Annotated in this window: 15 protein-coding genes; 6 read left to right on the top strand and 9 right to left on the bottom strand. The window is 72.7% G+C overall.

The window, feature by feature from the left end; translation table 11 throughout:
- Positions 1-110: 110 nt before the first annotated feature.
- Together ACFWBW_RS06505 and ACFWBW_RS06500 are read right to left on the bottom strand one after the other, a co-directional pair.
- A complete protein-coding gene (locus tag ACFWBW_RS06505; protein WP_385368966.1) occupies positions 111-2,399 on the bottom strand; it encodes a heavy metal translocating P-type ATPase in 2,289 nt (762 codons plus the stop codon).
- A gap of 99 nt (positions 2,400-2,498) precedes the next feature.
- Positions 2,499-2,732 carry a heavy-metal-associated domain-containing protein gene (locus ACFWBW_RS06500; RefSeq protein ID WP_266908685.1) on the bottom strand — a complete coding sequence of 78 codons (234 nt, stop codon included), beginning with the start codon at positions 2,730-2,732 and terminating at the stop codon, positions 2,499-2,501.
- 175 nt (positions 2,733-2,907) lie between these two features.
- Between ACFWBW_RS06500 and ACFWBW_RS06495 the strand changes: the two genes are divergently transcribed.
- Positions 2,908-4,164, top strand: a complete 1,257-nt coding sequence (locus ACFWBW_RS06495; RefSeq protein WP_385369059.1) for a cation:proton antiporter — start codon at positions 2,908-2,910, stop codon at positions 4,162-4,164.
- Here the strand turns inward: ACFWBW_RS06495 and ACFWBW_RS06490 are convergent.
- A complete protein-coding gene (locus tag ACFWBW_RS06490) occupies positions 4,139-4,858 on the bottom strand; it encodes a TetR/AcrR family transcriptional regulator (RefSeq protein WP_385368963.1) in 720 nt (239 codons plus the stop codon). The genes ACFWBW_RS06495 and ACFWBW_RS06490 overlap by 26 nt on opposite strands.
- 141 nt (positions 4,859-4,999) lie before the next feature.
- Between ACFWBW_RS06490 and ACFWBW_RS06485 the strand changes: the two genes are divergently transcribed.
- On the top strand, positions 5,000-7,267 hold the full coding sequence (locus ACFWBW_RS06485; RefSeq protein ID WP_385368961.1) for an MMPL family transporter: 2,268 nt from the start codon (positions 5,000-5,002) through the stop codon (positions 7,265-7,267).
- A 44-nt stretch (positions 7,268-7,311) separates the two neighbouring features.
- On the opposite strand, the gene ACFWBW_RS06480 is transcribed toward ACFWBW_RS06485, so the two are convergent.
- From ACFWBW_RS06480 to ACFWBW_RS06465, 4 genes are all read right to left on the bottom strand, one after another.
- Positions 7,312-7,512 (bottom strand): AlpA family transcriptional regulator, encoded by a 201-nt coding sequence (locus ACFWBW_RS06480; RefSeq protein ID WP_053674774.1) that lies wholly within the window; start codon positions 7,510-7,512, stop codon positions 7,312-7,314.
- A gap of 302 nt (positions 7,513-7,814) precedes the next feature.
- On the bottom strand, positions 7,815-8,351 hold the full coding sequence (locus ACFWBW_RS06475; protein WP_385368958.1) for a GNAT family N-acetyltransferase: 537 nt from the start codon (positions 8,349-8,351) through the stop codon (positions 7,815-7,817).
- Positions 8,352-8,415: 64 nt separating this feature from the next.
- The gene (locus ACFWBW_RS06470; RefSeq protein ID WP_385368954.1) at positions 8,416-9,429 is read right to left on the bottom strand and encodes a Gfo/Idh/MocA family protein; all 1,014 of its coding nucleotides are present in this window, start codon (positions 9,427-9,429) and stop codon (positions 8,416-8,418) included.
- A gap of 52 nt (positions 9,430-9,481) precedes the next feature.
- Positions 9,482-10,396, bottom strand: a complete 915-nt coding sequence (locus ACFWBW_RS06465; RefSeq protein ID WP_385368952.1) for a sugar phosphate isomerase/epimerase family protein — start codon at positions 10,394-10,396, stop codon at positions 9,482-9,484.
- Positions 10,397-10,462: 66 nt separating this feature from the next.
- Here ACFWBW_RS06465 and iolC point away from each other — a divergent pair, with 66 nt between their 5' ends.
- From iolC to ACFWBW_RS06445, 4 genes are read left to right on the top strand one after another with little or no spacing between them, the layout of a single operon-like run.
- Positions 10,463-11,443, top strand: coding sequence for a 5-dehydro-2-deoxygluconokinase (gene iolC, locus ACFWBW_RS06460; protein WP_385368950.1), 981 nt, complete (start codon positions 10,463-10,465; stop codon positions 11,441-11,443).
- The gene (iolB, locus tag ACFWBW_RS06455) at positions 11,427-12,434 is read left to right on the top strand and encodes a 5-deoxy-glucuronate isomerase (protein WP_385368948.1); all 1,008 of its coding nucleotides are present in this window, start codon (positions 11,427-11,429) and stop codon (positions 12,432-12,434) included. Before iolC ends, iolB begins: the two co-directional genes overlap by 17 nt.
- Positions 12,431-14,317 (top strand): 3D-(3,5/4)-trihydroxycyclohexane-1,2-dione acylhydrolase (decyclizing), encoded by a 1,887-nt coding sequence (gene iolD, locus ACFWBW_RS06450; protein WP_385368946.1) that lies wholly within the window; start codon positions 12,431-12,433, stop codon positions 14,315-14,317. The genes iolB and iolD overlap by 4 nt, the downstream gene beginning before the upstream one ends.
- 11 nt (positions 14,318-14,328) lie before the next feature.
- Complete coding sequence (locus tag ACFWBW_RS06445; protein ID WP_385368944.1) at positions 14,329-15,828, top strand: CoA-acylating methylmalonate-semialdehyde dehydrogenase; 1,500 nt, start codon at positions 14,329-14,331, stop codon at positions 15,826-15,828.
- A gap of 151 nt (positions 15,829-15,979) precedes the next feature.
- On the opposite strand, the gene ACFWBW_RS06440 is transcribed toward ACFWBW_RS06445, so the two are convergent.
- Entirely contained in the window at positions 15,980-17,194 is a 1,215-nt protein-coding gene (locus ACFWBW_RS06440) for a hypothetical protein (protein ID WP_385368942.1), read from the bottom strand.
- 73 nt (positions 17,195-17,267) lie between these two features.
- Positions 17,268-18,287 carry a WxL protein peptidoglycan domain-containing protein gene (locus ACFWBW_RS06435; protein ID WP_385368940.1) on the bottom strand — a complete coding sequence of 340 codons (1,020 nt, stop codon included), beginning with the start codon at positions 18,285-18,287 and terminating at the stop codon, positions 17,268-17,270.
- Positions 18,288-18,375 lie beyond the last annotated feature (88 nt).

The following is an 18,375-nucleotide window of genomic DNA, read 5'->3' as shown; positions in this document are numbered from 1 at the left end:
TTTTCGGCATCGCCCCATTAGACCCACGGGGTCGCCCGAAGGTTACGTCGGGGTCCCTGTGATCTGCGTCTCGTGTGAAGGTGATGTGTGTGGGACGTGAAGAGTGATCACTAGCGGAAGGAGCGCAGCCGCAGGCTGTTGGTGACCACGAAGACCGAGGAGAAGGCCATCGCGGCCCCCGCGATCATCGGGTTGAGCAGTCCGGCGGCCGCCAGCGGCAGCGCCGCGACGTTGTAGCCGAAGGCCCAGAAGAGGTTGCCCTTGATGGTGGCCAGGGTCCGGCGCGAGAGTCGGATCGCGTCCGCCGCGACCCGCAAGTCGCCCCGTACGAGGGTCAGATCGCTCGCCTCGATCGCCGCGTCGGTGCCGGTGCCCATGGCCAGCCCCAGGTCGGCCTGGGCCAGCGCGGCAGCGTCGTTGACCCCGTCGCCGACCATGGCGACCGTACGGCCCTCGGCCTGCAGCCGGCGTACGACGTCCACCTTGTCCTGCGGGAGGACCTCGGCGATGACCTCGTCGATGCCCACCGCGCGGGCCACCGTCTCGGCCACGGCCTTGTTGTCGCCGGTCAGCAGGACCGGGGTCAGGCCCAGGGCCCGCAGCCGGGACACGGCCTCGGCACTGGTCTCCTTGACCGCGTCGGCCACGGTCAGCACCCCGCGGGCCTCCCCGTCCCAGGCGACCAGCACGGCGGTGGAACCCTCGGCCTCGGCGGCGGTCTTGGCCTCGGCGAGGGCGGCGGGCAGCGCGATCGACCAGTCGGCGAGCAGCTTCTCGCGGCCCACCAGGACGGCGTGCCCGTCGACCACGCCCTGCACGCCGAGCCCGCCGTGGTTCTCGAAGCCCTCGGGGACGGACAGGCCCTCGGCGAGGTCCGCGGCGGCCGCCGCGATGGCCCGGGCGATCGGGTGCTCGGAGGCGTGCTCCAGCGAACCGGCCAGGCGCAGCAGTTCGGCCGGGTCCACGCCCTCGGCGGGGTGGGCGGCGGTCAGGGTCATCCGGCCGGTGGTCACGGTGCCGGTCTTGTCCAGCACGATGGTGTCCACGCGGCGGGTGGACTCCAGCACCTCGGGGCCCTTGATCAGGATGCCGAGCTGTGCGCCCCGGCCGGTGCCGACCATCAGTGCGGTCGGGGTGGCCAGGCCCAGGGCGCAGGGGCAGGCGATGATCAGGACGGCGACGGCGGCGGTGAAGGCGGCCGTCGGGTCGTCGGTGATCAGCAGCCAGGTGACCCAGGTGCCCAGCGCCAGGAGGAGCACGACCGGGACGAAGACGCCGGAGATCCGGTCGGCGAGGCGCTGCACCTCGGCCTTGCCGTTCTGTGCGTCCTCGACCAGCCTGGCCATCCGGGCGAGCTGGGTGTCCGAGCCGACGCGGGTGGCCTCGACGACGAGGCGGCCCGAGGTGTTGACGGTGGCTCCGGTGACGGTGTCGCCCACGGTGACCTCCACCGGGACCGATTCGCCGGTCAGCATGGCGGCGTCCACGGCGGAGCTGCCCTCGACGACCGTGCCGTCGGTGGCGATCTTCTCGCCGGGCCGGACGAGGAAGCGGTCGCCCACCGTGAGCGCGCTCACGGGGATGCGCACCTCGGTGCCGTCGCGCAGGACCGCGACGTCCTTGGCGCCGAGCCGCATCAGGGCCTTGAGGGCCGCGCCGGCCTTCCGCTTCGAGCGGGCCTCCAGGTAGCGGCCGAGCAGGATGAAGCTGACGACTCCGGCCGCCACCTCCAGGTAGATCGCCGAGGAGCCGTCGGTGCGGGAGACGGAGAAGTCGAAGCCGTGCCGCATGCCGGGCATTCCGGCGTGGCCGAAGAACAGGGCCCACAGCGACCAGGCGAAGGCGGCTCCGGTCCCCACCGAGACCAGGGTGTCCATGGTCGCGGCGCCGTGCCGGGCGTTGGTCCAGGCGGCCTTGTGGAAGGGGAGCGCGCCCCAGACGACGACGGGGGACGCGAGGGTCAGCGAGAGCCACTGCCAGTTGTCGAACTGGAGGGCCGGGACCATCGCGAGCAGGACGACGGGCAGCGAGAGCGCCACGGAGACCAGGAGGCGCTGGCGCAGCGCCGCCAGTTCGGGGTCGCGGGCTTCCTGCGCCCCGGCGGCCTGCGGCTCCGGTTCGGGTTCCGGCGGCGGGGGCTCCTGCGCGGTGTAGCCGGTCTTGACCACCGTGGCGATGAGGTCGGCGACCGCCACGCCTTCGCCGTACGAGACCTTGGCCTTCTCGGTGGCGTAGTTCACCGAGGCGGTGACCCCGTCCATCCGGTTCAGCTTCTTCTCGATGCGGGCCGCGCAGGAGGCGCAGGTCATCCCGCCGATGGTCAGCTCGACCTCGGCGGCGCCCGCGGCCGCTGCCTGCGCCACCGCTATGGGTCCGTCGTGCACTGTGCTGCTGCTCATGTTCCGGCTCCAGGGGGATGGCCGGGCCGTACGGAACCAGTATGAGCTGGCCGGTACGGCCCGGCGGGGTACTGCGGGGTACTGCCGAAGAGGAGGTGCTCAGGCCTGGCCGGCGAACTCGTAGCCGGCCTCGTCGACGGCGGCGCGTACGGCCGCCTCGTCGAGCGGGGCGGCCGATACCACGGTGACCTCGCCGGTCGCGGCGACGGCCTTGACCGAGCTGACGCCCGCCAGGGCGGAGAGCTCGGTGGTCACCGCGCCCTCGCAGTGCCCACAGGTCATGCCGGTCACCCGGTAGACGGTGGTGGTCTGGGTGTCCGTGTCGGCGCTCATGTCGTTCTCCTCTTCAAGGGCGTTTCCGGGCGGCCGGAAGACTGCGGATCGCTCGTGGAGAGCCCACCGTTCATCCCGACACTTCGAGACTATACCCCTAGGGGGTATCGACGCGAGCATCCGACGAGATCTTTTGCGGTGGACAATCCGCGCGAAGCGTATGTAAATGACACACATGGCGCACTCGGGGACCACTCTCATCCTGATCATGTCGATCGCCGTGCTCGCGCCCCTTCTCGCGTACGGGGTCTCGCGCTGGCTCCCCGTCCCGCTGGTGATCTTCGAGATCGTCCTGGGCGTCGTGGTCGGGCCCGACGTCCTCGGCTGGGCGCACTCCACCGAGGTCATCGACGTGCTCAGCGAGCTCGGCCTCGCGATGCTGATCTTCCTGGCCGGCTACGAGATCCAGTTCGCCCAGGTCAAGGGCGACACCCTGAAGCGGTCGGTGTGGGCCTGGGTGGCCGCCCTCGCGCTCGGGCTCGGGCTCGGCCTGCTGCTGTCGGGCGGCGGGTTCGAGAAGGGCGTCTACATCGGCACCGCGCTCACCAGTACCGCCCTCGGCACGATCCTGCCGGTCCTGCGGGACTCGGGGGACCTCCAGAGCCGGTTCGGCTCGGTGATGATGGCGATGGGCGCGGTCGGCGAGTTCGGGCCGATCATCGCGATGGCCCTGCTGCTCAGCGGCCGGGCGCCGGGGCAGTCGGCGGCGCTGCTGATCGGCTTCGCGGTGCTCACGGCCGCCGCCGTGTTCTGGGCGATGCGGCCCAAGCCGCCGTGGTTCGCCCGCGTCATCGCCAAGACCCTGCACAGCAGCGGGCAGTTCGCGGTGCGCCTGGTGGTGCTGATCCTCGTGGCGTTCCTGGCGCTGTCCGAGGTGCTCGGCCTCGACGTCCTCCTCGGCGCCTTCGCCGCCGGGCTGATCACCCGGCTCGTGCTGCACGGGGCCGCACCGGAGAGCAGCGAGGTCGTGCTGTCGAAGGTGGAGGCCATGGGCTTCGGCTTCCTGGTGCCGGTGTTCTTCGTGGTCACCGGGATCGAGTTCGACCTCGCCGCCCTGCTCGGCGGCGGATGGGCGCTGGTGCTGCTCCCGGTGTTCCTGCTGCTCTTCCTCCTGGTGCGGGGGCTGCCGATGTGGCTGCTGGCCCCCCGGGACCTCGGGCGCCGGGACCGGTCGGCGCTGGTGCTGTTCGGCTCCACGGCGCTGCCGCTGGTGGTGGCGATCACCACCCTGGGCGTGCAGGCCGGGAAGCTGGAGCCCGGGGAGGCGGCGGCGCTGGTCGGGGCCGGGATGGTGTCCGTACTGGTGTTCCCGCTGGTGGGGCTGCGGTTGCGGGCGGGATCCGGTGGCGGGTCCGGCGCCGGCCCGGGTGCCGGCCCCGGTGGGCCCGGGGACGTCGGGAAGATGGTCAGCGAGGAGGAGGAGGCGTGGTGATCATCGGGTCCAGGTAGCGGAACAGGACGGTCTTCAGCTGCGCGACGTACGCGGCCCGTTCCGCGCCCTCGCTGGCCAGGATCAGTTCGAGCGAGGTCTGCACGATCCCGAGCACCATGTGGGCGACGTGGGTGAGTTCGGCCTCGGTGGCGGGGGCGCCGGAGGCGTCCGGGGTGACGCAGGCGCGCAGCAGCCCCTCGACGCGGGTCAGCATGCCGGCGTGCAGCTCGTCGTGCTCCTGGGCGATGCCGGGGATGCCGGAGCCGTGCATGAGCGCCCAGAAGGCCGGGTTCTCGCAGTTGAAGGCGATGACCGGATCCAGGACGGCGTCGAGCAGCTCGGGCAGCGGCCGGTCCAGGTTCTCGGGGAGGAAGGCCCGGCCGTGCGCCTCGTGGGCGTGCTGGAGGAGGTGGCCGCCCAGCTCGACGGCGATGGCCTCCTTGTTCGGGAAGAACTGGTAGAGCGTGCCCGGGGACACGCCGGCCTCGCGGGCGATGGCGTTGGTGCTGGCCGCCGCGTAACCCGTACGGCAGAACACCCCGGCGGCGGCTGCCAGGAGCTGGGCGATCCGGCGCTCACCGCGGGCCTGGCGGCGGCGGGGGGCGGGTCCGGTCTCCGCCGCTGCTCCCAGCGCGGCCTCCGCGATCGATTCACCCGCTTTGTCCGCACTCTTGGCCCGAGAGGTCTCCCGCATGTCCAATCCCTTGCTTCCCGTTGCTTCCCGTGGGTGATTGACAAACACGAGAGATCGCTCGCATTCTTGAGAAACGCGAGCGACTGCTCGTGTTTGCCAGTCTAAGTGGCCTGGCAATCACGGTGAAGGGGACACCGAGACATGTCCGAAGTCAAAAAACCGCCGTCGCCTGGGGAGGGCGGCCGGTGGACCGGGTTCGTCACCACACGGCCGAGGCTCTCGCTGCTGCTCGCCCTCGTGGTCACCGCCCTGGCCGTCTTCGCCGGCGGAGGCGTCGCCGACCGTCTGGGAAGCGGGGGCTGGGAGGATCCGGGCGCCCGCTCCACCTATGCCACCAAGGCTCTGGAGCGCGAGTTCCCCGGCTCCCAGCCCAACCTGCTGCTGCTCGTCGACGCGGATGCCGCCGCCGGGACGGCCGGGGTGGACGACCCCGCCGTCGCCGCCGAGGCGGAGCGGCTGACGGCCCGGCTCGCCGCCGAACAGGGGGTGACCGGCGTGGGCTCGTACTGGCGGACCGGGCTGCCCACCCTGCGCTCCCAGGACGGCCGGCAGGCCCTGATAGCCGCCCGCGTGCTGGGCGACGAGAAGGCGGCCAACGCCGTCCTGGACCGGATCGTCCCGACCTACCGCGGCGAGCACGGACCGGTGAAGGTCACCGTCGGCGGGCCGGCCGCCGTCCAGCGCGAGGTGACCTCCACCATCCAGGAGGACCTGCTGCTCGCCGAGCTGATCGCCCTGCCTGTGACGCTCGTCCTGCTCGTCCTCGTCTTCGGCAGCGCGGTCGCGGCCCTGCTGCCCCTCGGTGTCGGCATCGTCGCCATCATCGGAACCAATGCCGTGCTGCGCGGGCTCACCGAGATCACCGACGTCTCCGTCTTCGCGCAGAACCTGACCACCGCCCTCGGGCTCGGACTCGCCGTCGACTACGCCCTGTTCATCGTGCGCAGGTTCCGCGAGGAACTGGCCGCCGGGCGCGACCCGGTGGCGGCCGTCGGAGTCACCCTGCGCACCGCCGGGCGGACGGTCCTCTTCTCGGCGCTGACCGTGGCCGTCGCCCTCTCGGCCATGCTCTTCTTCCCGATGTACTTCCTGCGCTCCTTCGCCTACGCCGGAGTCGCGGTGGTCCTGCTCGCCGCGGCGGCCGCGCTCATCCTGCTGCCCGCGGCGCTGGTGCTGCTGGGGGAGCGGGTCAACTCCTTCGACCTGCGCCGGCTGTGGCGCCGGACCGGGCCGGCCGGGGGCGATCCGGGCCGGTCCGGGGGCGATCCGGGCCGGGCCGGGGGCGGGCGGGGCTGGGCCCGGCTGACGGACCTGGTCATGCGCCGCGCCCCGGTGTTCGCCGTGGCCACCACGGCCGGACTGCTGCTCCTCGGACTGCCCTTCCTCGGAGTGAAGTTCGGCACTGTGGACGACCGGCAGCTGCCGGCGACCGCCGAATCACACGTGGTGCAGCAGCACATCCGTGAAGGCTTCCCCGGCAGCCCCGGCGGAGCGCTGACCGTACTGACCGAGGGCGCCTCCGGCGCCGCCGATCTCGAGGCCTACAAGCGGCGGGTGGAAGCCCTGCCCGGAGTGCTGGGGGTGGAGGGGCCGGTCAGTTCCACCGCCGGCACCGGATACGCCTACTTCTCGGTGCTCACCGAAGGCGAGGAAGTGGGAGAGCAGGCCCAGGACCTGGTGGGCATGGTCAGGGCAGTGGAAGCACCCTTCGACACCGCCGTGACCGGGCAGGCCGCGGTGCTCGTCGATGCCCGCGACGCCATAGCCGAGGAACTGCCCCTGGCCTTGGCCGTCGTGGTGCTGGCCACGCTGCTCCTGGTCTTCCTGCTCACCGGAAGCCTGCTGATACCCCTCCAGGCCGTACTGCTCAACGCGCTGAGCCTGACCGCGATGTTCGGGGCGGTGGTGTGGGTGTTCCAGGAGGGCCACCTCTCCGGACTCCTCTCCTTCACCTCCACCGGAGACATCGAGACCACCCTGCCCGTGCTGATGTTCTGCATCGCCTTCGGACTCTCCATGGACTACGGGGTGTTTCTCATATCCCGGATCAAGGAGGAGTACGACCGGACCGGGGACCACGAGGGGGCGGTGCGCGCCGGGCTGACCCGCACGGGCGGACTGATCACCGCGGCGGCCGTGATCCTGGCGGTGGTGATGGTCGCCATCGGCAGCTCGCGGGTGACCAACACCAAGATGCTCGGCCTGGGGATCGCACTGGCCGTGCTGATGGACGCGATGGTCGTGCGGAGCCTGCTGGTGCCGGCGGTGATGAAGCTGACCGGGAAGGCCACCTGGTGGGCGCCGGCGCCACTGCGCAGACTCCACGAACGCTTCGGGCTGAGCGAGGGGGAGCCGGCACCGGCCGCCGAGCGGCCCGAGCCCGAGCCGGTGCCCGCGGGGAGCCGCTAGCGGACGGGGCCCGGGAGGGTCCCGTCCATGGACCGGACGCCGTGTCAGTCCTCGCGGCGTCCGCGGTTGCCGGGCCGGCGCGCCACCCAGGCGCGGATGGTGTCGGCGTACCAGTAGGGCTTGCCGCCCTCCACATGGTCGGGTGCGGGCAGCAGCCCGTGCTTGCGGTAGGAGCGCACCGTGTCCGGCTGGACCCGGATGTGAGCGGCGATCTCCTTGTACGACCACAGCTGTCGGTCGCTCATCCTCGACACCTCCTTGTCCACGCCGCGGGGCCGGCCGGGAGGCCGTCGGGGGAGCCGGCGCGTGGACACTGACGATCACTCACGTTGTGCCCGGGGAACGACGCAGGGTGAGGCCAGGGGAGGGCCTGTCGTCCGGCTGTGACGCAAGACCCGCGTAATGCGGACATGCGTGACACAAGGCAGACCCTCGTGACACGGGTGGCACATGCGGTGGAGCAGGCGCTTCCCCCGGGGAGCGCGACGGACCGGTGGCCCCGCTGGGGTGTCCCTCCAGAGAGGGGGGGGAGCCGCCTGGGGAGGAGTCACATCGGGAGGGAGAGCAGCCGTACCGGGCCCGGGGGCCAGGGTGAGTCGTCGTGCAAGGGGGTGACCATGGTGCGCAGCGGCATGGTCACCAGGCGGTCTCCGGGCTGCTCGACGAGGACCTCCTCGTCGAGCGGATGCCACCCGAGGCGCTCGTAGAGCGGGACGAGCGGCGGACGGCAGAACAGGAGGGCGTGGCGCGGGCCCATCGTGCGCGCGTGGCGGAGTGCGGCCGCGAGGACGAGCCGCGCCAGCCCGCGACCGCGTACGTCGGGGGCGACGGCCACTCCTCCGACACCCACCACCTCCGTCTCGGCGCCGCCGATCGCAACGGGCAGCCGGAGCAGCCCCGCGTGTGCCAGCAGCCGGTCGCCGGACGTGACGCCGAAGTGTTCCTCCTTGGGCAGCCACGTCAAGCCGGCCTCGCTCACACCGAACGGGTCGGCGCCGCCACCGAGGATCTCGTCCTGTTCCGTCTTCGTGTACCGGGAAAGTCGCATCGCGACCGGGATCGCGGAGGAAGGTATCTCGGGCATTCCCCCATGATGCCCCGTCGGTCGGAGACCGGACATGGGCGCGTTCCCGGCCCGGGCGGCCGGATCAGCAGTACAGGGAGGGGCGTTCGGCCAGTTCCACCGGGGTCCGTACGCCGCTGTGTGCCGCGGCGAGGCCCGCCTCGGAGACGGCCGCCGCCGCGTAGCCGTCCCACGCGTCGGGACCGTGCACCCGGCCCAGCGCGGCCGAGGCGACCCAGTGGCGGAGCTGGCGGTCGTAGGCGTCGGCGAACCGCACCGTGAAGTCCTGGTCGATCTCCCCGCCCCAGCGGCCCTCCGACTGCACGACCATCGCGTGGCCGTCGCCGATCCGGGCGGTGCCGGACTCGCCGACCGCCTCGCACTGCACCTGGTAGCCGAAGCCGCAGTTGACGAAGATCTCCACGTCGACCACGGCGCCTCCGGAGGTCTCCATGAGGACGAACCGGGGGTCGCGCAGCCCTTCGCGGGCGGCCGAGGTCGGGGTCGGGGAGAGTACGGTCACCGCGGTGATCTCCTGGCTCAGCAGCCAGCGGGCCGCGTCCACCTCGTGCACCACCGAATCGCTGATGAGCATGTCGCTGGTGAAGAAGGACGGGGAGGAGGCGTTGCGGTGCCGGCAGTGCAGGAACAGAGGCCGCCCGATGCCGCCCGCGTCGAGCAGCTCTTTCAGCCGCGCGTACTCGGAGTCGTAGCGCCGCATGAAGCCGACCTGGACGAATCGGCGGCCCAGCCGCGCCTCCGCCTCCATGATCCGCAGGGCACCCGCCGGATCGGGGGTCAGCGGCTTCTCGCAGAGCACCGGCAGCCGCCGCTCCAGCGCGTGCAGGATCGCTTCCTCATGGGCGGGTCCGGGCGAGGCGATCAGTACGGCGTCGACCCCGGGTGCCGCTATCGCGGCCGCCGGATCGGTGTGCGCGCTCGCCCCCTCCAGAGCGGCCGCGACCTCCTTGACCCGGTCCCCGTCCGGGTCGGCCACTGCCACCACCCGGGCCCCGCCGACCGTCCGGCCGAAGCGGCGGACGTGGTCGGAGCCCATCTTCCCGGTACCGATGACGGCGATGCCGAGCGTGCTGGTCATGTTCTGTTCCTCCACGAGGGTGCGTACGGCAGTTGCGGCCGGGGGATCCGGTTCAGCGGGCGCCGCAGGAGCGCAGGTGGGCGCGGGTGCGGCGGGCGATCGGCAGCGGCCGGTCGGGCGGGCACGGGTACATGTCCTGCTCCACGATGGCGAACAGGTCCACGCCGAGCCGTTCGGCGGCCGCCAGCACCGGCTCCAGCGCGGGCACCCCCGCAGGCGGCTCGCACATCACCCCGCGGGCCACGGCCGGCCCGAAGGGGACCTGGTCCCGGACGACTTCGGCGAGGATCCGCGGATCGACCTGCTTGAGGTGGAGGTAGCCGATCCGCTCGCCGAAGGTCTCGATCGCCCGGACGCTGTCGCCGCCGCAGTACGCGTAGTGCCCGGTGTCCAGGCAGAGGGACACCAGCGCGGGATCGGTGGCGTCGAGGAAGCGCGCCACGTTGTCCGGGGTGTCGATGTGGGTGTCCGCGTGCGGGTGGACGACGATCCGCAGCCCGTACTCGTCCTGGACCCGCTTGCCCAGCCGCTCGGTCTGCGTGGTCAGTTCGCGCCAGCCCCCGGGGGTGAGGGTGCGGTCCTCCAGCACCTCGCCGGTCTTGTCGTCCCGCCAGAAGGAGGGGATCACGACGAGGTGCGCCGCGCCCATGGCCCGGGTGAGTTCCGCGATCCGCGACACGTGCTCCCAGGTCTCCTCCCACACGGCGGGCCCGTGATGGAGTCCGGTGAAGACGGTTCCCGCGGAGACCCGCAGGCCGCGCGCCCCGACCTCGTCGGCGAGCCGGACGGGATCGGTGGGGAGATAGCCGTAGGGGCCGAGCTCGATCCACTCGTACCCGGCTTCGGCGACCTCGTCGAGGAACCGCTCCCACGGGGTCTGCCGGGGATCGTCGGGGAACCAGACACCCCAGGAGTCCGGAGCCGAACCGACGCGGATACGGGTCAACGCGGGCGGTGAGGACGTCATACGGCCACCTTAGGGTGCGAGGCTCTCGGGTACGGGGAGCACTCGGTCGGGAGGATTGGTGTGGTGATGGCTGCGGATCCGTTGGCGTTCGACCTGATCACGATGGGGCGGATCGGGGTGGATCTCTACCCCCTGAAGACGGGCGTACCGCTCGGCGAGGCGGACACCTTCGGGAAGTTCCTGGGCGGTTCCCCGACCAACGTCGCCGTCGCGGCGGCCCGGCTGGGCCGGCGGACGGCGGTCATCACCCGGACCGGCGCGGACCCCTTCGGCGCGTATCTCCGGGCGGAGCTGCGCGGGTTCGGGGTGGACGACCGGTGGGCGGCGGAGGTGGCGGCCTATCCGACGCCGGTGACCTTCTGCGAGATCTTCCCGCCGGACGATTTCCCGCTGTACTTCTACCGGTACCCGAAGGCGCCCGACCTGGAGATCGCCGCGGACGAACTCGACCTCGACGCGGTGCGGGCGGCGCGGGTGTTCTGGATGACCGGTACGGGGCTTAGCGCCGAGCCGAGCCGGACGGCCACCCTGGCCGCGCTGGAGGCACGCGGCAGGAGCCCGCTCACGGTGTTCGACCTGGACTGGCGGCCCATGCTGTGGCCCTCCGGGTCCGAGGACGGCCCCTCCGACCCCGGGGAGTGGTACCGCCGGGCGCTGTCCCTCGCCACAGTGGCCGTGGGCAACGCCGAAGAGTGCGCGATCGCCACCGGCGAGACCGAGCCGTACGCGGCCGCGCGGGCCCTGCTCGCGGCCGGGGTGGAACTGGCGGTGGTCAAGCGGGGCCCGGCGGGGGTCCTGGCCGTGCATCGGGACGGGACGGTGGTGGAGCTCCCTCCGGTACCGGTGACCGTCGTCAACGGGCTCGGAGCCGGGGACGCCTTCGGCGGGGCCCTGTGTCACGGGCTGCTCGCGGGGTGGGAGTTGGAACGGGTGATCGGCTACGCGAACGCGGCCGGGGCGATCGTGGCCTCGCGGCTGGCGTGCTCGACGGCGATGCCGTTCGGGGAGGAAGTGGAGGAGGTGCTCGGCCGTGCCGGTGGTGTCTGAGTGGGAGATGGACTGGACGAGGCTGCTCGTGCTCGACCTCGGGCCGGGGGAGGTTTACGCGCACCCGTGCGGGGAGTCGGAGTGGATCGTCCTCCCCCTGGCGGGCGGCTGCGAGGTCCGCTGCGCGGAGCCCTCCCCCACCCCGCCCCTTCCCGAAACCGGTGGCTCCGCCCCCAGCCCCCCGTCCCGGGGGTCCGCCCCGGACCCGGCGGTGGCTCCGCCCCCGGACCCCCGCGCCTCAAACGCCGGCGAGGCTGGAGTTGCCCCGTTCGAGGAGCGGGGGCCGGGGCGGAGCCCCGGGAGCGGACCGGAGGTCTTCCGGCTGCGGGGGCGACGCGGGGTGTTCGACGGCCCCACCGACTTCGCCTACCTCCCCCGGGACGGCCACGCCGAGATCGAGTCGGCCGGCGGCGGCCGCTTCGCACTCGTCGGCGCGCGCTGCGAGCAGCGGCTGCCCGCCCGGTACGGGCCTGCCGCCGAGGTGCCCGTGGAGCTCCGCGGCGCCGGACAGTGCTCCCGCCAGGTCAACAACTTCGCCGCCGCCGGAGTCTTCGACTGCGACCGGCTCATCGCGGTGGAGGTGCTCACCCCCGGCGGCAACTGGTCCTCGTACCCGCCCCACAAGCACGACGAGCACCATCCCGGCGTGGAATCCCGGCTGGAGGAGATCTACTACTACGAGATCGCCCCGCACGGGGACACGCCCGGCCTCGGCTACCAGCGTGTCAGCCCCTCCCCGGCGGGGAAGACCGACATCCTCACCGAGGTGAGGACCGGCGACGCGGTCCTCATCCCGGACGGCTGGCACGGCCCCTCCATCGCCGCGCCCGGCCACGACATGTACTACCTCAACGTCATGGCGGGACCCGGCACGACCAGGGAGTGGCTCATCCGGGACCACCCCGACCACGGGTGGATCCGCTCCACCTGGACCGGCCGGGACGTCGACCCCAGGCTGCCCTTCCACCACCGAGCGGAGGACCCCGCGTGAGCACCTCGCAGACCGTCCGGCTCACCGTCGCGCAGGCACTCGTCCGGTTCCTCTCCCGGCAGTACACCGAGCGCGACGGACACCGCCGGCGGCTGATCGCCGCCACCTGGGGGATCTTCGGGCACGGGAACGTCGCCGGGATCGGCCAGGCACTGCTGGAGACCGGCCGCGGGGAGATGCCGTTCCTGCAGGGCCGCAACGAGCAGGCGATGGTGCACGCCGCCGTCGGGTACGCCCGGCAGAGCGGGCGGCTGTCCGCGCACGCCGTCACCACCTCCATCGGGCCGGGCGCCACCAACCTCGTCACCGGGGCCGCCCTCGCCACCATCAACCGGATCCCGGTGCTCCTGCTGCCCGGGGACGCCTTCGCGACCCGGCCGGCCGACCCCGTCCTCCAGCAGCTGGAGGTCCCTCACGCAGGTGACGTCTCCGTCAACGACACCCTGCGCCCCGTCTCCCGCCACTTCGACCGCATCACCCGTCCCGAAGCCCTGATCCCCGCCGCGCTGCAGGCCGTACGGGTGCTCACCGACCCGGTGAGCACCGGCGCCGTCACCCTCGCGCTGCCGCAGGACGTACAGGCCGAGGCGTACGACTGGCCGCAGGAGTTCTTCGCCGAGCGGGTGTGGGGCGTACGCCGGCCCCGGCCCGACCGGACCGAGCTGGCGGCGGCCGCCCGCGCCGTACGGGGCTCCGCGCGGCCGCTGATCGTCGCCGGCGGCGGGATCCGGCACAGCGCGGCGGGCGCCGCGCTGGCGGAGTTCGCCGAGGCCACCGGGATCCCGGTCGCCTCCACCCAGGCGGGCAAGGGGTCCCTGCCCTGGGACCACCCCGCCGACGTGGGCGGGATCGGGCACACCGGCACGGCCACCGCCGACGCGCTGGCCCGCCAAGCCGATCTGGTGATCGCCGCCGGGACCCGGCTCACCGATTTCACCACCGCCTCGGCGACGCTGTTCCAGCACCCCGGCGTGCGGTTCCTCGGGCTCAACCTCGACCCGTACGACGCCCACAAACTCGCCGCCCGCCCCCTGGTCTGCGATGCGCGGGAGGGCTTGGCGGAACTGGCGGCCGAAGTCGCCCCGTACAGGGTGGACCCCTCGTACGAGGCGGCGTACAAAGAAGGGAAGAGGGCGTGGGAGCGGCTGGTCGACGGGGCCTTCGCGGCTCCCGACGAGGACTCCGTCCCGACGCAGGCACAGGTGCTGGGTCTGCTGGACGGCCTCGTCGACGATGACGACATCCTGATCAATGCCGCCGGCTCGCTCCCCGGGGACCTGCACAAGCTGTGGCGGGCCCGCTCCGCGGACCAGTACCACGTCGAATACGGGTACTCCTGCATGGGCTACGAGATCCCCGCCGCGATCGGCACCGCGCTGGCCGCCCCCGGCCGGCCGGTGTGGGCGCTGGTCGGCGACGGGACGTACCTGATGAACCCGACCGAGATCGTCACCGCCGTACAGGAGGGGATCCCGGTCAGGCTGGTGATCCTCGACAACCACGGATACGCCTCGATCGGGGGCTTGTCGGACGTGGTCGGAGGCGAGGGGTTCGGTACCGCCTACCGCTTCCGGGCGGTGGACGGTTCGTACAGCGGTGCGCCCCTGCCGCTGGACCTGGCGGCCAACGCGGCCTCCCTCGGGATGGCCGTGATGCGGCCCCGCACCATCGGTGACCTGCGGAAAGCCCTCGCCGAGGCGCGGGCGGCGGACCGTCCCACATGTGTCTACGCATCGACCCGAACACCCGACACTGTGTCGGGCCCACCCCCGGCACAGGCGTGGTGGGATGTCCCTGTGGCCGAGACCGCGACCCGTGCGTCGGCGGTCGAAGCCCGAGAAGAGTACGACCGGCAAGCCGCGCAGCGACGTCGCCATCTGTGAAGGAGTTAGGCATGAAGACCGTCAACCACTGGATCGGTGGCAAGACCGTCGAGGGCGCGTCGGGCAACTACGGCCCGGTCACCGACCCGGCCACCGGCGAGGTCACCACGCAGGTCGCCCTCGCGTCCGCCGACGAGGTCGACGCGGCCGTACAGGTCGCCAAGGAGGCGTTCCTGACCTGGGGGCAGTCCTCGCTGGCCGCCCGTACCAAGGTGCTGTTCGCCTACCGCGCCCTGCTGGACGCCAACCGCGACGCGATCGCCGAGCTGATCGTCGCCGAGCACGGCAAGGTGCACTCCGACGCGCTGGGCGAGGTCGCCCGCGGTCTGGAGATCGTCGAGCTGGCCTGCGGGATCACCGTGCAGCTCAAGGGCGAGCTGTCCACCTCGGTGTCCAGCCGCGTGGACGTCTCCTCCATCCGCCAGCCGATCGGCGTGGTCGCGGGCATCACCCCGTTCAACTTCCCGGCGATGGTGCCGATGTGGATGTTCCCGCTGGCCGTGGCCTGCGGCAACACCTTCATCCTCAAGCCGAGCGAGAAGGACCCCTCGGCCTCCACGCTGTTGGCGCAGCTGGCGAGCCAGGCCGGTCTGCCGGCGGGCGTGCTGAACGTGCTCCACGGTGACAAGGTCGCCGTCGACGCGCTCCTCGCGCACCCCGACGTCGCGGCCGTCTCCTTCGTGGGCTCGACCCCGATCGCCCGCCACATCCACAGCACCGCCTCCGCCAACGGCAAGCGCGTACAGGCCCTGGGCGGCGCCAAGAACCACATGCTGGTGCTGCCGGACGCCGACCTGGACGCCGCCGCCGACGCCGCGGTCTCGGCCGCCTACGGCTCGGCCGGCGAGCGCTGCATGGCCATCTCCGCGGTCGTGGCCGTCGGCTCCATCGCCGACACCCTCGTGGACAAGATCCGCGAGCGCGCCGAGAAGATCAAGATCGGCCCCGGCAACGACCCGACCTCCGAGATGGGCCCGCTGATCACCGCCGCCCACCGCGACAAGGTCGCCTCGTACGTGACCGGCGCGGCCGCGCAGGGCGCCGACGTGGTCCTGGACGGCACCGGCTACACGGTGGAGGGCAACGAGAACGGCCACTGGATCGGCCTCTCGCTGCTGGACAACGTCAAGACCGACTCCGACGCCTACCGCGACGAGATCTTCGGCCCGGTGCTGTGCGTGCTGCGCGTGGACACCTACGAGGAGGGCGTGGCGCTCATGAACGCCTCGCCGTTCGGCAACGGCACCGCCATCTTCACCCGCGACGGCGGCGCCGCCCGCCGCTTCCAGCTGGAGATCGAGGCCGGCATGGTCGGCGTCAACGTGCCGATCCCGGTGCCGGTGGGCTACCACTCCTTCGGTGGCTGGAAGGACTCGCTCTTCGGCGACCTGCACATCTACGGCAACGACGGCATCCAGTTCTACACCCGGGGCAAGGTCGTCACGACCCGCTGGCCCGACCCGTCGGACGCCCCGGCCGGCGTGGACCTCGGGTTCCCGCGCAACCACTGACGGGAGTCCCCGGCCCAAGGCCCCGGCCGGGGCGCACGCCTCGTAGGACCGCTCGCCCCCCGCAACCCTCACCGCGGGGGGCGAGCCCCGTTCCGAGCCCCGTTCCGAGCCCCGTTCCGGGCCCAGTTCCGAGCCCCGTTCCCGGCCGGGTTTAGATCAGCGACCAGGCGTCCGCCGCCGCCGTGTCCGACCAGAGCGGGTCGCCGTGCCCGTAGCCCGGGACGACGGTGTAGCGGACCTGCTGGTTGCCGCCCGCCCGGATCAGCCGGGGGCCGCGCGTGTGGTCGCCGCGCCCCAGCTCGGTGTTGATCCACACCACTTCGGCGGAGATCCGCTCCCAGCCGATCGCGTACGTCTTCTCGTCGCCCGCCCAGACCGCGGCCAGGTCCCGCGCCAGGGCGGTCGGGACCAGCCCGCTGCCCAGGGCGGCGGCCGCCGCGTGCCAGGTGGCGAGCGGAGTGTGGGTCAGGCCGAAGCGGTCCGCGGCCGGGGTGGCGCCGAAGGCGTACGAGCCCGCGGCGTGGCCCTGGGTGTGGATCCAGTCCGCCGGTCCGGGCAGCAGGGTCGTGCGGACCAGCACGTAGTGGGCGAGCCCGGCGTTGGTGAAGCGGAGCCCCGGGTCCGGGGGCCAGGGGACCTCCGAGGGGCCCGCCGGGTCGGTGACGGCCCGGGCGACCAGCGCCGCCAGGCCCGGATCGGTCGCGTACGCGCCCTCCGCGAGCCGGGCCTCGTACACGTCCCGGGTCTGGGCGGCCCGTACGGCCAGGTCACCGGAGTAGGGGCCGGTCGTGTCCAGGGCCACCACCCGGGTCAGGCGGGGAGAGGCGTCGTGCGCGGCCGCGTCCAGGCCGAGCAGTGCCCCGGCGGAGTGGCCGACGTACTGGTACGGCAGTCCGAGCGCCCCGTCCAGCGCCTCCACGACCGCGGCCAGGTCCCGGCGGTGCGCCGCGAGCCCCCGGTCGGGGCCGATGTCCTGTGCGGTCGCGGCGTCCTCGCGCGGGGTGACGCCGACGACGAGCAGGCCGTCGCGGCGCAGCCGGTGGGCGAGGTTCAGGTCGGACGGGGTGAAGAAGGCGGAGCCGAAGTTCAGCCCGGCGCCCGGCAGGAGGTACGCGATCCCGCGCGGGGCCCGCCGGGTGTCCGCGATCACGTCCACCGTGACCGGGGCCGGACCGCCGTCGTCGAGCGGGAGCGTGAGGCGGATCCAGCCGTCCCCCGGGACGTACACCGCGGTGCCGGTGCCCAGCGTCCGCTCGACGAGGGTCAGCAGCCCGACCCCCGCGTCGGCGGGATCCGCGGGCCGGCCTGCGGGGACGGTTCCGTGCGCGGGCCGGCCGGGCTCCGCTTCGCCGTGCTGTCGTGCCATGTGTGGTGCCTCCCGGCGCCTGCCCCTGACCGGGGTTGGCCGGATGCCGCCCCCTGGGGGACACCTTTGCCGATCAGCGCACTTCAGCCAAGTCCGTTGCCGGTTCCGGCTGTTCGGCGGCGTCCCGGCGGCGCCGGCGCACCACCCGGGCGGCGATCGCGGCGCCTGCCAGCACCAGGAGGGCGCCGAGTGCGGTCCACGGCACGGCGACGAGATCCGTGGCGGAGGAGGAGACGAGGTCCGGGTAGGCCGAGGCGCCGGCGGTGATGTCGACGGTGACCCAGTCCGACTGGGGCGCGTCCGCCCAGTCCTCGGTGAGCTCGATCCGCTGGCCGGGCAGGAGTACGAGCTTCAGCTCGCGGGCCGGCCGGTCGAGCACCCGGCGGCCGAACAGCCCCTCGGCCGAGACGGTCACCTTCGGCTCGACGACCACGTTGCCCCGGTTGACCAGGGAGTACGTGATCTTGGCGCGGGCGTCCTTGACCCAGGGCAGCAGCGGCGCCGCCCGGCTGATCCTCACGTCCTCCACGCTCAGCCCCGGGGTCACCGGGCCCGGGACCCGGAAGTACAGCCGGGCGCCGACCTGGCGCTTCACCCCGACCTGGACCTTGCCCTCCTGCTGGATGCCCTCCACTGCGGTGTTCAGGGCGACGATCCCGCCCACGTGGTCACCGGGCGTCGCGTCCACCGGGACCTTCACGGAGAACGGGAAGTCCTTGCGGCCCTTGGGCGGCACGGTGACGGTGTTCCTGGTCTCCGGCGGCAGCGCGACCCAGGTGCCCACGTCCTTGGGCTTCGTCTCCACCGGCAGCAGCGCGAAGCCGCCGCCCACCGGGGTGTTCACGGCGTCCGTGGCGAATATCTGGAACGTCAGCTCCTTGTCGGAGGAGTTCACGATCGTCGCGCTGTCGCTGATGGTGGTGCCGGCCTCGCCCTGGTGGAAGAAGTACGCGCGATCGGTCATCGCCGCACCGGCCGGGGGCGTCGGGAACACGCCCCACGTGCCGTTGTCCGCGGCCGTCGCGGGGAGGGCGGGGAGCAGCAGGGCGGCGAGGCCGAGGAGCAGGCCGAGGAGGAGGGTGCGGGTGCGCATGGGCGGTTCTCCAGTCGGGCCGGACGGGGAGGGTGTGAGCGCTGGACGAAGGTGGTGCGCGGAAGGGTGGTGCGCGGAAGGGTGGTGC

Origin of the sequence: Streptomyces sp. NPDC059957 (assembly GCF_042730015.1) — a bacterium.
Lineage (GTDB): Bacteria > Actinomycetota > Actinomycetes > Streptomycetales > Streptomycetaceae > Streptomyces.
Note: the sequence above shows the minus strand (reverse complement) of the source record. Positions and strands in the feature narration are given on the sequence as shown.

Bases quoted from the DNA above. Each gene is read 5' to 3' on its own strand.
- ACFWBW_RS06505 (WP_385368966.1), bottom strand. From the start codon at position 2,399: ATGAGCAGCAGCACAGTGCACGACGGACCCATAGCGGTGGCGCAGGCA.
- ACFWBW_RS06500 (WP_266908685.1), bottom strand. From the start codon at position 2,732: ATGAGCGCCGACACGGACACCCAGACCACCACCGTCTACCGGGTGACC.
- ACFWBW_RS06495 (WP_385369059.1), top strand. From the start codon at position 2,908: ATGGCGCACTCGGGGACCACTCTCATCCTGATCATGTCGATCGCCGTG.
- ACFWBW_RS06490 (WP_385368963.1), bottom strand. From the start codon at position 4,858: ATGCGGGAGACCTCTCGGGCCAAGAGTGCGGACAAAGCGGGTGAATCG.
- ACFWBW_RS06485 (WP_385368961.1), top strand. From the start codon at position 5,000: ATGTCCGAAGTCAAAAAACCGCCGTCGCCTGGGGAGGGCGGCCGGTGG.
- ACFWBW_RS06480 (WP_053674774.1), bottom strand. From the start codon at position 7,512: ATGAGCGACCGACAGCTGTGGTCGTACAAGGAGATCGCCGCTCACATC.
- ACFWBW_RS06475 (WP_385368958.1), bottom strand. From the start codon at position 8,351: ATGCCCGAGATACCTTCCTCCGCGATCCCGGTCGCGATGCGACTTTCC.
- ACFWBW_RS06470 (WP_385368954.1), bottom strand. From the start codon at position 9,429: ATGACCAGCACGCTCGGCATCGCCGTCATCGGTACCGGGAAGATGGGC.
- ACFWBW_RS06465 (WP_385368952.1), bottom strand. From the start codon at position 10,396: ATGACGTCCTCACCGCCCGCGTTGACCCGTATCCGCGTCGGTTCGGCT.
- iolC (WP_385368950.1), top strand. From the start codon at position 10,463: ATGGCTGCGGATCCGTTGGCGTTCGACCTGATCACGATGGGGCGGATC.
- ACFWBW_RS06445 (WP_385368944.1), top strand. From the start codon at position 14,329: ATGAAGACCGTCAACCACTGGATCGGTGGCAAGACCGTCGAGGGCGCG.
- ACFWBW_RS06440 (WP_385368942.1), bottom strand. From the start codon at position 17,194: ATGGCACGACAGCACGGCGAAGCGGAGCCCGGCCGGCCCGCGCACGGA.
- ACFWBW_RS06435 (WP_385368940.1), bottom strand. From the start codon at position 18,287: ATGCGCACCCGCACCCTCCTCCTCGGCCTGCTCCTCGGCCTCGCCGCC.